Source organism: Gelidibacter sp. (assembly GCF_035577925.1).
Lineage (GTDB): Bacteria > Bacteroidota > Bacteroidia > Flavobacteriales > Flavobacteriaceae > Gelidibacter.
Genome location: NZ_DATJCY010000085.1, coordinates 1 through 14,296, shown reverse-complemented (window position 1 = coordinate 14,296; position 14,296 = coordinate 1). Strand labels below are relative to the sequence as shown.

General features: G+C 36.1%; 12 protein-coding genes, 1 tRNA gene and 1 pseudogene. 2 read left to right on the top strand and 12 right to left on the bottom strand.

Features of this window, described 5'->3' with window-relative positions; genetic code table 11:
* The 4 genes from VNJ50_RS03100 to VNJ50_RS03085 all read right to left on the bottom strand — a co-directional run.
* The coding region (locus VNJ50_RS03100; protein ID WP_325578951.1) for a MotA/TolQ/ExbB proton channel family protein at nt 1–629 on the bottom strand (629 nt) is incomplete at its 3' end.
* A gap of 192 nt (nt 630–821) precedes the next feature.
* A tRNA-Ser gene (locus VNJ50_RS03095) sits at nt 822–909 on the bottom strand.
* A 71-nt stretch (nt 910–980) separates the two neighbouring features.
* Nucleotides 981–2,012, bottom strand: a complete 1,032-nt coding sequence (locus VNJ50_RS03090) for an asparaginase (RefSeq protein ID WP_325578950.1) — start codon at nt 2,010–2,012, stop codon at nt 981–983.
* A gap of 4 nt (nt 2,013–2,016) precedes the next feature.
* Entirely contained in the window at nt 2,017–2,784 is a 768-nt protein-coding gene (locus VNJ50_RS03085; protein WP_325578953.1) for a TatD family hydrolase, read from the bottom strand.
* Between the two features lie 203 nt (nt 2,785–2,987).
* On the opposite strand from VNJ50_RS03085, the gene VNJ50_RS03080 reads away from it, so the two are divergent.
* Complete coding sequence (locus tag VNJ50_RS03080; protein ID WP_325578948.1) at nt 2,988–3,452, top strand: retropepsin-like aspartic protease; 465 nt, start codon at nt 2,988–2,990, stop codon at nt 3,450–3,452.
* Nucleotides 3,453–3,606: 154 nt separating this feature from the next.
* On the opposite strand, the gene odhB is transcribed toward VNJ50_RS03080, so the two are convergent.
* The 3 genes from odhB to VNJ50_RS03065 are packed head-to-tail and all read right to left on the bottom strand — an operon-like array spanning nt 3,607 to nt 8,153.
* Nucleotides 3,607–4,839 carry a 2-oxoglutarate dehydrogenase complex dihydrolipoyllysine-residue succinyltransferase gene (gene odhB, locus VNJ50_RS03075; RefSeq protein ID WP_325578946.1) on the bottom strand — a complete coding sequence of 411 codons (1,233 nt, stop codon included), beginning with the start codon at nt 4,837–4,839 and terminating at the stop codon, nt 3,607–3,609.
* A gap of 5 nt (nt 4,840–4,844) precedes the next feature.
* Nucleotides 4,845–5,354, bottom strand: coding sequence for an ORF6N domain-containing protein (locus VNJ50_RS03070; protein ID WP_325578944.1), 510 nt, complete (start codon nt 5,352–5,354; stop codon nt 4,845–4,847).
* A 39-nt stretch (nt 5,355–5,393) separates the two neighbouring features.
* Nucleotides 5,394–8,153, bottom strand: coding sequence for a 2-oxoglutarate dehydrogenase E1 component (locus VNJ50_RS03065; protein WP_325578952.1), 2,760 nt, complete (start codon nt 8,151–8,153; stop codon nt 5,394–5,396).
* A gap of 123 nt (nt 8,154–8,276) precedes the next feature.
* Between VNJ50_RS03065 and VNJ50_RS03060 the strand changes: the two genes are divergently transcribed.
* Nucleotides 8,277–8,810, top strand: a complete 534-nt coding sequence (locus tag VNJ50_RS03060; protein ID WP_325578943.1) for an alpha-ketoglutarate decarboxylase — start codon at nt 8,277–8,279, stop codon at nt 8,808–8,810.
* Between the two features lie 50 nt (nt 8,811–8,860).
* Here VNJ50_RS03060 and VNJ50_RS03055 read toward each other — a convergent pair whose 3' ends face one another.
* The 5 genes and pseudogenes from VNJ50_RS03055 to VNJ50_RS03035 form a co-directional block, all read right to left on the bottom strand.
* Complete coding sequence (locus VNJ50_RS03055; RefSeq protein WP_414652862.1) at nt 8,861–9,205, bottom strand: hypothetical protein; 345 nt, start codon at nt 9,203–9,205, stop codon at nt 8,861–8,863.
* 14 nt (nt 9,206–9,219) lie between these two features.
* Nucleotides 9,220–10,194: a polyprenyl synthetase family protein gene (locus VNJ50_RS03050; protein WP_325578939.1), complete on the bottom strand. Its 975-nt coding sequence runs from the start codon at nt 10,192–10,194 to the stop codon at nt 9,220–9,222.
* Between the two features lie 185 nt (nt 10,195–10,379).
* Nucleotides 10,380–12,701 (bottom strand): inorganic phosphate transporter, encoded by a 2,322-nt coding sequence (locus tag VNJ50_RS03045; protein ID WP_325578937.1) that lies wholly within the window; start codon nt 12,699–12,701, stop codon nt 10,380–10,382.
* Between the two features lie 69 nt (nt 12,702–12,770).
* Nucleotides 12,771–13,967 (bottom strand): porin, encoded by a 1,197-nt coding sequence (locus VNJ50_RS03040; RefSeq protein WP_325578935.1) that lies wholly within the window; start codon nt 13,965–13,967, stop codon nt 12,771–12,773.
* A gap of 146 nt (nt 13,968–14,113) precedes the next feature.
* Nucleotides 14,114–14,296: pseudogene (locus VNJ50_RS03035) on the bottom strand (aminoacyl-tRNA hydrolase); the annotation flags it as partial.

Here is a 14,296-nt window from a genome sequence, read left to right as displayed (position 1 = left end):
TTAATACCACCCGCAACAAGTGAAGGCTGCATATCTCCAGCGGCTTCAATCTTATCAAAAGCTTGGATCATCCCGATTACCGTACCCATGAACCCTAACATTGGCGCTAGAGCGATAAACAACGAAATCCAAGATACGTTTTTCTCCAATTGTCCCATTTGAACACCGCCGTAAGCCACGATCGCTTTTTCAGCAGCTTCCAAATTCTCATCTACTCTATCTAAACCTTGATAATATATAGATGCCACAGGTCCTTTTGTGTTTCTACAAACTTCTTTAGCAGCTTCTACATTACCTGATTGTAATGCATCTTCTACATTTTGAACTAATTTTTTTGTATTTGTAGTTGATAAATTCAAATAAATAATTCTTTCGATCGCAATTGCAAGACCTAAAATCAAACACAGCAATACAACGCCCATAAATCCAGGGCCACCCTCTATAAAACGCTTTTTTAATTCTTGATGAAATCCAAGTTCTTCTCCTGCAGCTTGAGCTCCAGATTCGTCTTGAATTGCTGTTGCAACAGTTGTAGTTGCCATTGATGTTGTAGCTGCATAGTTAGTTGCATTTACAGTTCCGAAAGCCATGATTCCTGCAATGGCTAGGATAGAAAATAGTCTTTTCATTGTTCTGATCTTAATTTATTAGTTAAAGTGTTAAAGATATAAAAAAATTGCAATTAAAAAATAATATTTCTAAGACTGTTTTGAGATAAATATTCTTAATACTACCTCAACACATTCAATAACTCACAAAGTAATTTTCAATAAATAGCCCAACTCTATAAAAATCAGGGTGATTGTATCTAAATCAAATTGCAGAGAGGAAGGGATTCGAACCCTCGATACCCTTTTGAGGTATACACACTTTCCAGGCGTGCGCCTTCGACCGCTCGGCCACCTCTCTAAAATTAAAACTTAATTGCTTTGCCAAATAACGAAAAAATATATTGTCGTAAAAAATTTTATACGTTAATTTTAAGACATTTCACCTCTTAAAGATGTTTCGAATATGGTTTTGAACGTTTTAGGAGAAATTTTTTCTCCCAACAAATACATTAATTTGGTCACAGCAGCCTCCGTTGTGATGTCTTTTCCTGAAATAACACCTATTTTTTTGAGTTGTGAACTGGTTTCATATTGTCCCATGATAACACTTCCACCAGAACACTGCGTTACATTTATAACCGGAATACCTTTTTTAATAGTTTGTTTTACCAGTTCGGTAAACCAATCTTCGGTAGTTGTATTTCCTGCGCCATAAGTCTCCAAAATGATTCCTTTAATATGTGGTGAGGAAAACATACATTCCAAAACTACTTTTGAAATGCCAGGAAACATCTTAATTAACGCAATATTATTTTCAAATTTTTTGTGTACGGTAAATTTCTTTCTGAGATTAGGCTTAAAAAGATATTCTTTTGACACTTTTAAATGCACGCCAGATTCAGCCAAATCGGGATAATTCAAAGACTCGAAAGCTTCAAAATGCTCTGCATTGATTTTTGTTGTCCGATTGCCACGATAAAGTTTATATTCAAAATAAAGGCCTACTTCCTTGATCATTGGTTGACCTTGAAACCGCAAAGAAGCCATTTGAATGGACGTAATAAGATTCTCTTTGGCATCGGTGCGCAAATCGCCAATGGGCAATTGGGAACCTGTAAAAATAACAGGTTTCGCCAAATTTTCTAACATAAAACTTAAAGCCGATGCGGTATAGCTCATCGTATCGCTGCCATGTAAGACTACAAAGCCATCAAAAGCTTGATAATTACTTTCAATAATTTCGGCGATTTGAACCCAGTAATGTGGATTCATATTAGAGGAATCAATAGGCTCTTCAAACGAAATGGTATTGATATTACAATCCAACAGCTTAAGTTCTGGAATGTTTTTCAACAAATTTCCAAAATCAAAAGCTTTTAAAGCACCGGTATCGGCATCTTTAATCATTCCAATGGTTCCGCCCGTATATATTAATAGAATGTTAGGTTGTGGTGTGGTCATAAGTTTAGACTTTAAATATGGCTTTTGAATTTTCAGTCGTTATACTTGCTATTTCTTCTTGAGATAGTAAGTAAATTTCAGATAATTTTTCGAGCACTTTTAAAATGTAGGCACTTTCGTTACGTTTCCCCCGAAATGGTGCGGGTGCCAAATACGGCGAATCAGTTTCTAAAACAATATGTTCAAGATCAACTTGATTCAAAAATTTATCGATACCACCATTCTTAAACGTGACAACGCCGCCAATACCCAACTTCATATTAAATGAAATAGCACGTTTGGCTTGTTCAAAATCACCTGTAAAACAATGGAAAATTCCGAATAAATCTTCTGACTTTTCCGATTCCAGAACCTCAAATACTTCATCAAAGGCATCCCTACAATGAATAACAATTGGAAGCTTGTACTTTTTTGCCAACTGAATCTGATAGCTAAAAGCATCTTGTTGAATTTGTAACGTATCTTTATCCCAATACAAATCAATACCAATTTCGCCAATGGCAACAAAACGCCTTTGGAAAAGCTGTGTTTCCACATGGTCTAATTCCTCTTTATAATTTGCCTTTACTGATGTAGGATGCAAACCGGTCATCAAATATACGATATCGGGAAAATCTGCTTCCAACTGAAACATTGCTTCGGTATAAGAAGAATCAATTGCTGGAATAAAAAAGCGCTTTACATTTGCTTCAATAGCGCGTTGTATCATTTGTTTTCGATCTTCATTAAAAGCCTCACTGTACAAATGTGTATGGGTATCTGTAATAATCATCATGCAAAAATATAAGTTCTTTTATAAATAACCATGACTAACCACTTTGGGTATAATAATTATGAATATTAATTTATCAAATTACTCCTATATATAAAGGTTACTTTGTTCGAATGCTTAGAGCCAAAATCTACTTTTATTAGTTCATTAGGACATTGCCATTTTAAATTAACCTATTTTTATCGTTCAATAAACAAAAACTAATGATTGAACTGATTGATCTAAATAAAACTTCACTTGAATCTATTCTTTTAAAAAAAGGATACACCAAAGTCAAGCTAAAATTGACAAAAACAAACCATTTTGAAATCAATGCGACTATTAACGGTGTTAAAGGTTTGTTTATTTTAGATACAGGAGCGTCCAATTCGTGTGTAGGTTTTGAAGAAGCTGAAACTTTTAATTTGAAGGCCGAAGATTCTGAAGTCAAAGCGGCCGGTGCCGGAGCGACAGACATGGAAACAAAAATCTCGATAAAGAATAAAATAAAGATTGGAAAATGGAAAAAAGACAAAGTTCCTTTGATACTTTTTAATTTGACCCATGTTAACACGGCACTTCTTAATTATAATTCAAAACCGGTAAATGGCATCATTGGCGCGGACATTTTAAAAAAGGCTAAAGCAATTATTGATTATAACAAAAAGCACGTGTATTTAAAATTATAGCTTTTAACCAAAAAGAAAGATATTTCAATAATCAAAGGGTGTCCTTATATTGAGTTAAACCATTTTACGGAGATCCTGTTTTTTATTTAAAATCATAAAAAAAGGACAGCTTAAAAAATAAGCCATCCTTTTATATCGATTTAAATACATTAAATTAAAGCTCTAGTGCCCGCTTAATATCGTTATCCATCAAAAGTTCGGTTGGATTTTCTAATGCGTTTTTAATGGCAACCAAGAAGCCAACACTTTCTCTTCCGTCAATAATTCTATGGTCATAAGATACTGCCAAGAACATAATTGGTCTAATTTCTACTTGCCCATTAATAGCTACCGGACGCTCTACTATATTGTGCATTCCTAAAATGGCACTTTGCGGCGGATTAATAATTGGGGTTGATAACATACTACCAAATACACCACCATTAGAAATCGTAAAAGTTCCGCCGGTCATTTCATCTACTGTAATCTGTCCGTCACGTGCTCTGATAGCCAGTCGTTTGACTTCATTTTCAACACCTCTAAAGGTTAAGTTTTCAGCATTTCTGATCACAGGAACCATCAATCCTTTTGGTCCAGAAACAGCAATACTAATATCACAGAAATCATAACTGATCATTTCTTGACCGTCTATCATAGAGTTTACCGCCGGATATTCTTGTAAAGCTTTAACAGCTGCCAATGTAAAGAAACTCATAAATCCTAAGCCAACACCATGCTTGTTTTTAAAGGCTTCTTTATAATCTTCACGTATTTTGAAAATGGCCGACATGTCCACCTCATTAAAAGTGGTCAACATAGCGGTTTCATTTTTGGCTGACACCAAACGTTCAGCAACTTTACGACGGAGCATTGATAATCTTGATCGTGATTCACCACGACGTCCTCCTGTTGGTGTACCCATAGATGGTACTGCTTTTATGGCATCATCTTTAGTAATACGACCATCTTTACCTGTTCCTTGAATATCAGATGCCGACATGTTTTTTTCTGCCAAAACTTTCTTGGCCGCAGGACTTGCAGTACCAGAAGCATAAGTGGTTGCTGCTGGACTAGGAGTTTCCTTCTTATCATTAGAAGGCTCTTGCTCAATCTTTTTAGCATCAGCCGCAGGAGTTTCTGAAGATCCTGAATCGGATCCTGCAGGTTTTTCGGCAGCTGTATCTATCAAACAAACTACTTGGCCAACAGCAACAGCATCACCTTCTTCGGCTTTCAAGGTTATAATTCCACTGGCTTCAGCAGGAAGTTCTAAGGTAGCTTTATCACTATCTACTTCAGCAATAGCCTGATCTTTTTCTACATAATCACCATCTGCAACTAACCATGTTGCAATCTCTACTTCTGTAATGGACTCTCCTGGTGAAGGAACTTTCATTTCTAAAATCATAGTTCTTATTGTTTTTTGTAACCTATTGGTTTGCGTTGTTTTTGTTCTGTTTCTATTTTATCTTTTTGCAATAAAAAATTTAATGCTTCTGCGACATCATTAAATTTCTCATCGTATTTATTTTCAAGTTGGCTTAATTTTTCGCTCAACTCTTTATGTGATAGCGCATATTGTCTCATAAGAACAAAAGTTCTTATGATTGAAATATTTATCTCAATGGCAATCTTACTTTTCAATACGCTGGAGAGCATTGCCACGCCTTGCTCGGTAAAAGCAAAAGGTTTTGCTCCTCCTAATTTTTGTTTTGAAGGTATCACATTTTGTGATACCATAGATTCTATCTCTATTTCTGTGAGTTCAAACATGAAATCTTTAGGAAATCTTTCAAGATTTCTTCGAACAGCCTGCTTCAAAACACGTGTTTCAATCTGGTACATTTCGGCCAAGTCAAAATCCAACATTACATTCTGATGTCTGATTTCATAAATCTTATTTTCGATTTCCTGTGGCTTCAAAATACGATCAAAATTTATCAATCCATACCGACAACTTTCTTATCTCTGGTTGTTTTTTGTTTTGTCAAATACAAAATCAATAACTTCTTGATGACGTCGTTTGGATCGCGTTGCACTTCCGGCCGCCGGAGCACCATAAGCACGACGCGAAGCAATTCTGAACGCTTTAGATTCTTCAAAATGCATCATCAAATAACTATAAGCTCCCATATTGCGTGGCTCTTCTTGTGCCCAAACAATATCATCGGCATTTTTATATTTTTTCAATACTTCACGCATTTCCTTCGCAGGCAATGGGAATAATTGTTCAATCCTAACTAAGGCAACATCATCTCGGTTTTCATTCTCTCTAACTTCCAATAGGTCGTAATAGAATTTTCCGGTAACAAACACTAAGGTTTTTACTTTCTCGGCTTTTGCTGTAGCATCATCAATAAGCATTTGGAAACTTCCATTTGCAAACTCATCTACACTTGACACCACCAAAGGATGGCGCAATAAACTTTTTGGAGTAAATACAATTAACGGTTTCCTGAAGTTGGCCTTAACCTGTCTTCTCAACAAATGGAACATATTGGCCGGCGTTGTACAATCGGCAACGTACATATTGTCATTGGCACATAATTGCAAATAGCGCTCCATACGTGCTGATGAATGTTCTGCACCCTGGCCTTCATAACCATGAGGCAATAACATGACCAATCCGTTTTGAATCTTCCATTTATCCTCAGCTGCTGAAATGTATTGGTCCAACATAATCTGCGCACCATTACTAAAATCTCCAAACTGAGCTTCCCAAATGGTTAATGTTTTAGGACTTGCCATTGCATAGCCATAATCAAAACCTACAACACCATATTCAGAAAGTAACGAGTTATAAATATAAAACTTGCCTTGTGTATCACTCAAATGGTTTAAAAGAACGATTTCTTCTTCACTATCTTCAACTTTAACTACGGCATGACGGTGTGAAAAAGTGCCCCGTTCAACATCCTGACCTGAAAAACGGACATCGTAACCTTCTTCCAAAAGTGTTCCATAGGCTAAATGCTCTGCCATTGACCAATCCAGTTTGTTATCATCAAACATGGTTTTTCGGGATTCAATAAGACGTTCTATTTTACGTATAAATTTTTTGTCTTTTGGCAAACTCGAAATTACATCGGTTATTTTTGCTAACTTTTCTTTTGGATAGGTGGTATCCACAGGTTGCATCATCTTATGTTCATCAGCATATTCAAAACCTGTCCATTCATCTTCCATGAAAGGGGTGATGATCGTTTTTTCTACCTGACGCGACACCTCTAATTCTTCTTCTAATGACGCTTTATAAGTTTCTTCCAATTGCTTCACATAATCCTTATCAACAATGCCTTCCTGTATCAATTTGGCGGCATAAATATCTCTAGGATTTTGATGTTTTGCAATGGCTTTATATAATTTTGGCTGGGTAAAACGAGGTTCATCACCTTCATTATGCCCATATTTTCTATAGCCTAAAAGATCGATAAACACATCGCGCTTAAAGGTCATTCTGTAATCTAAAGCAAATAACATGGCGTGGACCACAGCTTCGGCATCATCGGCATTAACATGCAATACTGGCGATAAGGTTACTTTGGCCACATCCGTACAATAGGTACTTGAACGTGCATCGAGATAATTAGTGGTAAATCCTATTTGGTTATTGACCACAATATGAATGGTACCATTAGTTTTATAACCATCCAATTTCATCATCTGGATGATTTCATACACCAAACCTTGACCCGCTATAGCGGCATCTCCATGTACAATAATCGGAAGTACTTGCGACGGATTATCGGTATACTTATCATCTTGCTTGGCACGTGCAATTCCTTCAACAATTGCCCCTACAGTTTCTAAATGCGATGGATTTGGTGCAATGTTTAGGTTTATTTTTTTACCGCCTTTGGATTCTCTGTCGCTGGTCCATCCTAAATGGTATTTTACGTCGCCATCAAAAACCTCTTGCTCATAATCCTTTCCATCAAACTCACTAAAAACATCCTTGGCCGATTTTCCAAAAATATTGATCAAAGTGCTCAAACGACCACGATGCGCCATTCCCATTACAAATTCTTTCACACCTGCTTCTGCGGCATTTTCAATAAGCGCATCGAGTGCAGGAATCAAAGACTCGTTACCTTCAAGTGAAAAACGCTTTTGGCCAACATATTTGGTATGGAGGAAATTCTCAAAAGTAACTGCTTGATTGAGTTTACTTAAAATATGGGTTTTCTCTTCGGCAGAAAATTTTGGTTGATTATTGTTAATATTCAATCGGGTCTGTATCCACTTAATTTCTTTGGGATCTCTGATATACATATATTCCACTCCAATTGAAGAACAATATATTTTTTCAAGATGATCAACGATCACTTCTAAAGTTTGTGGTCCAATACCCAAACCTTCTCCTGCGGAAAATACGGTTTTAAGATCATCTTTATGAAGACCAAAATTTTCGAGCGCCAAAGTTGGTTCATATTTTCGACGATCTCTAACTGGGTTCGTTTTTGTAAACAAATGTCCACGACTTCTATAACCATCAATAAGTCTAATGACGTTGAATTCCTTTTGCATATGGTCAGGAATTTCTGAGGAAATATAATCATTTCCAGACGTATAAGAACCTTCACTGTTTTCTGAACCAAAGTCGAAGCCTTGAAAAAAGGCTCTCCAACTAGGCTCAACGGTATCCGGATTTTGTAAGTATTGATCGTATAATTCAGCAAAAAAAGCTGAATGCGCGGCATTTAAAAAGGAATATTTATCCATCATTTTTCTGAAACGTTGTAATGTTTTCAAATTTTAGCCAAAAATACAACTTTTAGCAAAATAAGAATTGCTTTTAGTATATTTATATGATATAACACTATAGACAATCCAAACCACAAATTTATGCCATTTCTATCAGAAAAACGCCTATTTTATTACCTTATATTGATTGTATTTTCACTAAATGCCAATGCACAAATAAGGATCACTCAATCCTCAACCGGTTTTTGGGAGCAGGTTCGTTATGGAGGTAATGTTGGATTAGGTTTTGGCGACGGATTTTTTAGCGGAACATTGGCTCCAAGTGCAGTTTATGAATTTAATGATCGGATAGCATTAGGAGTGGGACTAAATGCCACTTATAACAACCAAAAAAACCTCTATAAATCGACCGTTTTTGGAGGAAGTTTGATCGGTTTGTTCAATCCTATTCCAGAAATACAGCTCTCAGCAGAATTTGAAGAATTGAACGTCAACAGAAAATGGAATACCAAAGCAGGATATGTGTATGATAATTATTGGTATCCTGCATTATTTTTAGGTGCTGGATATAGGTCTAGTAATGTTGCCGTGGGCATGCGGTACGATTTGCTTTATGACCGATCCAAAAGTATTTACGTCAAACCTTGGACACCTTTTGTAAGACTCTATTTTTAAAAGGAAAGTATTTAGTTAATATTCTGAGCTTATTTCAATTTACAAGAAACTTAAGACGAATAAACACTTCTATAATACACCTTTTGCCATTCGCGTTTTAGAATCAAAAACATGACGTTTTCTGACAGCTGCATTACATCGTTGCCATCTAATTTTTTTATTTCCTCTTCAGAAACATCTATAATATAAAGCAAGTTTAAATAATCCATGAATTTCTCCTGGATGAGCTTATAGATTTTTTCGTGCAACAGCAATTTTAAACTCGAAGGTAAAGCATCGGCAGAAAAATCTAAATCAATATTAGCCAACGCCAAATCTTTATTGAGCTGTTGGATAAGTTTGGGGTAAAGATCCAATTGATTTGCTTTATTGACCAAATCATCAAACGTTTGCATATCTCTCATATCAACTATACCCTTCTGTCCATTAAATCATGTCCAAAATCCCTCAGAACCTTCTTCTTGCTCTCAGGAATTGAAAGCTCATCGAGCACGTCAAATGCTTTTTGGGTATAATTTTCAATCTCCTGGCGCGTGGCATCTGCCGAACCGCTAGATATGAAAATTTGTTTTACAGTGTCAATTTTATCCTTAACATCTGTCGGATTGATGCTGAACAAATGTTCCAATTGCAATTTATCGTCATCATCCGAAAACTCAATTGCTTTTATATAAAGATACGTTTTCTTGTTTTCAATAATATCGCCGCCTACCTGTTTTCCAAAAGTTTCGGGATTTCCAAAAGCATCCAAATAATCATCTTGAAGCTGGAAAGCGATGCCCAACAATCGGCCAAACTCATAAATATGCTCTTGATCGTTTTTTGAAGCCTGTGCTACTATGGCTCCCATTTTCATAGCGGCACCAACAAGTACAGCGGTTTTATATTCGATCATTTTAAGGTATTCTTCGACCGAAACATCGTCTCGGGTTTCAAAATCCATATCATATTGTTGTCCTTCGCAAACTTTTAAAGCGGTTTTACTGAACAGTTTTGCCAAAGCTTGAAAAGTAGTCACTTCATAACCCTCAAAAAGCTGATAAGCCATAATCAACATGGCGTCTCCGGACAAAATAGCAGTATTGACATCCCATTTTTCATGAACCGTTGCTTCACCACGACGCAAAGGCGCACCATCCATAATATCATCGTGCACTAACGAAAAATTATGAAAGATCTCAATGCTCAATGCAGCATTAAGTGCTTTTTTATAATCATTGCTAAAGGCATCGGCAGTCATTAACGTTAAAATAGGACGTAAGCGCTTGCCTCCCAATTGCAATATATAATGAACAGGATCATATAACGAGGTCGGTTGTTTTGATGGCACTTGTTGCTCCAAATGTGCTAAAAAAACGCTGTGATAAAATGAGATATTTTGCATGGTGTAAAAATAAAGGAAATACGCCCAACAAACCAAACCAATCGTTTTGAACCTTACAATTTATTATATTCAAATAAAAAACACAAGACAAATACAATGACATATTAAACAAAAAAAACACCCTTGTTAAACGCAATGTCAACTCAGGGTGTTCCTTATTTTTAGATTATAAAAATAAAAACCGGCTATTTTTTCTGCTTATCAATAAATGGCGCTGGTGGCCGCACTGAGCTGTCGTGCGCATTATAATACTCTTCCAATAAATTCATCGTAGCTACCAACAAGTCCTTAGTTTCTAACAAAATCCCAAAATATAGTGTCGTGTTTTTAGGGCTAGATTCTTCCGAACGCGTACGTTCTACTTGTTTTTGGATCTTATCAGTGACCAAACTAATAATCTCTGCTTTTCTACCTAAAATAATACCTATTTCCTCAAAAGAATGGGATTGGAAAGCATTTTTAGTATTTTCAAAGAAACGTTCAAAACGTACATCTACCTCCTTGAGCTCTTTTATTTGACTAAATTTAAGTTTTTTATGATTATTATGGACATGCTTATGGCTCACTTTAGAAATATACTCCAAAGACTGTGTCATATCCTGTAAAAAACCTAAAATATTAATGTAGAAATTACTGGCACCCACGCTGGACTCATCAAGGTTTTTGATAAAATAAAAAATATTGTCCCTCAATTCGTCCACCTCGTCCGAGAGTTTTTTGACTTGTTTTTTATTCTTTTTCAATAGCGAAAGATCTTGTAGCGCCAATCCATTAATGGCATTGGTATAAATCCTATTACCACGGTTTACAACATTCGCAATATTATTGGCACTCTCATAAATGACACCTTGAATAGAACTACTTTCTGTTCTGTTCAAACGGTCTTCCGTTTTGGTTTCTTTTACTTTATTACGATGTGCTATCGAGCTCTTAACCAACAATCCAAAAGCTAACACCAAAAGTAACGGAAACATCACTTGAATGTTCAAATTAAGCAAAAACGCCACTAAGGCTGCTGCAAAAAACGCACTGAATGCTGTAAAAAACCAACCACCAATAACGTTGATAACGCCGGCCACTCTATAAACAGCACTTTCTGCACCCCAAGCCCTATCTGCCAATGACGATCCCATGGCCACCATAAAGGTCACATAGGTTGTTGACAATGGTAATTTATAAGATGTTGCAATAGCAATCAATACAGCAGCAACCATTAGGTTAACCGCAGCTCTAACCAAGTCAAACGATGGCAACTCGTGCACCTTATCTCTTGGAAGCTGTATTACTGGAGCTTGAAATTGTTTATCGATCTTTTCTTCCCATGATTTTGGTAATATGTATGAAGATACTTGAGAAATCCCCATAGCGATCCTCACAAATGATCGGGATAAAAAGTTAGGTTGAAAACGTTCTTTAGTTTCGCCTTGACTCGATAAATCGATAGAAGTTTTCACAACATTTTGGGCTTTTGAAGAAAACCAAAGCGTCAAAACCATGACCAAACCAGCAACAAACAACAACAGTGTAGGTGCAGTGGACTGCTTTCCTAAACTGGCCATTGAAAACTCTGATGCCGACAGTCCAAGCACATTAACTTTAGGATCCATAAAATCACCATAAGCTTGAAAGGCTGCCATTGATGGCCCAATAAAGTTCACCAAATCATTACCCGCAAATGCCAATGCCAATGCGAAAGTACCGACCAAGATTACAACTTTATAAATGTTGGTTTTTAATAAGGCTACAAAAACATAGGATAATATAATCCAAAACACAAAGCTTATAGCTACAATTAAAGCAACTTCCCTATCCAAAAAAGCTTTTAAGGTTTCACCATTAAGAATATCATACGTTTGATTCGCAAAACCAGTTCCACCAATACCTTTAATAAAAATAAAGTAGGTAATAGAAGTCAAAGCAAAACCACCAAACAAAGCACCAACCCATTTTGCTTTTCTTTCAAAATCATAAGAAAGTAATAATCGGGCTACCCATTGCACAAAAGCACCAACAGTAAATGCAATAGCCACCGAAAGCAAAATACCAAAGATAATTTCAGACACTTTTGAAGTGTTGATATAGTTCATAACAGTGGTATAATCACCAGCTTCATGACTTATTTTTATCAACGTCATGGCTACTGATGCTCCCAACAATTCAAATACAATCGAAACGGTTGTAGAAGTTGGCAATCCTATGGAGTTGAAAAAATCCAACAACAAGATATCGGTAATCATAACAGCCAAGAAGATGATCATGATTTCACTGAATACAAATTGCTCGGGATTAAAAATTCCCGAACGGGCAATTTCCATCATTCCACTCGAAAACAACGCACCAATACCAACTCCAAAGCTGGCAACAATCATCAGTGTTCTAAAAGAAACTGCTTTTGAACCCATTGCAGAATTCAAGAAATTTACAGCATCATTACTAACCCCTACAACTAAATCAGCAATTGCTAAAATAGCCAGGGCAATGATCATGTATAAATAAATATTGTCCATAAATTAGTTAAATCAAACGTGCAAATATCACAACAGTTTCTTAAGGCAATGTTACCTTAATGTTATGTTTTAAAAATCTATTGCAAATTGTAATCGCCACATCAATTGATCATTAGAAATAGTGTTCGTCAAATAACTGATGTCGGTCTGCACTTTTAATTTATGGCCTACAATATATTTTGAAAATCCTAACGTATATTGGTTTTGAAGATCCCTTCCTGTGATTTCACTGTCAAAATCGATGTTTGTATATCTTGCCGAAACCTCCCAATTGGTATCAAACACATAACCCGATTGCAAATTAAGACCACCTCCTACATTAACCTCATGGCCAGTAAGTGAACCATCGGCATTTTTTGATATAGGATCAGCTGCCGAGCGATGGGCAAATTCACCCAGAAAAGAAAAACCTTGATATTTAAAAACAGCATCGACGGTTAAAGTTGAAATATTGGTTTTATGAAAACCAAAATCATTAACCATGTACGCACCTTGATTGCCACCTGTTCTAATCGCATCATCGTTAAAATCATAAGTAATGCCAAATGCCAATTTTGGAAGATTTTCCCTATAAAGATCACCACCAACATAATCACCTTTTTTAGAAAATTCACCTAACGGAAGTAACTCAAGTCTGGACGTGTATTGAAATCCTCCAACATTACCAGAAGTGACATTTCGTCCATCGCCTTGTGATATTGCGAACGCTTCCTTAACCACAAATTTTTCCGAAAGATTAAAATGATGCCTCACTTGAAGACCCAGATCCCGACCAGCATTATAATTAGTGCTTAAAAGAGATCGATCTACAAATTGCAGACTTGTTGATGACACACCAAACTCTCTATTTCCAGGAAGTTTTGCCTGACCAAACCATAATTGAAAATTTTTGTAGAAATTCCATTTCATAACGGCATCCAATATGTAACGCGGGGCGTTGGACGTGTATTCCGAAGCACCTGACATATCTTTATTAGAAAAACCTAAAGCAATTTTATAAGTCAATTTGGGAGAATATGCAAATCCCTCCATTTTTAGACGTGCCCTTTTTATCAAAAAACTGGTTTCTGCATCTTTAAAATTTCCGGCATCTTCTTGCCATTCGCTCTCACTTAGAAACTGCATTTGAAGCCCCGCCTTCATAGACCACGTACTATCTTTTCCTATAAAATTGACCATGCCATCTCCAAACTTTGGGCTTTCAACATTTTGTGCATTACCAATAGTAAAAATACAGAATGACAACAGTACTAGTCGAAGAGTCATAAGCAAAACAATTGCAGGCACAAAGAGCTATCCTAATACCTAATTTTATTAATTTTAAGAAATTGTAAACAAAATGTAAATTTACGGTAAAATGAAAAATAAAATGGAAATTTTATAAAAACATGAAAAGTATTTATACAATTGATCTACTGACCATTAAAAGAATTCATGGTAATAGTTATGCCCGCTGTTCCAAAGGATTTGATAACCTCAACTGATTTATCTAAACGCTCTGGCAGTTTTGACGTTTCTTCTTCTGTCCATTGTCCCAAAACATAATCTATCTGCCTTCCTTTACTAAAGGCATCACTGATTCCAAACCGAAAACG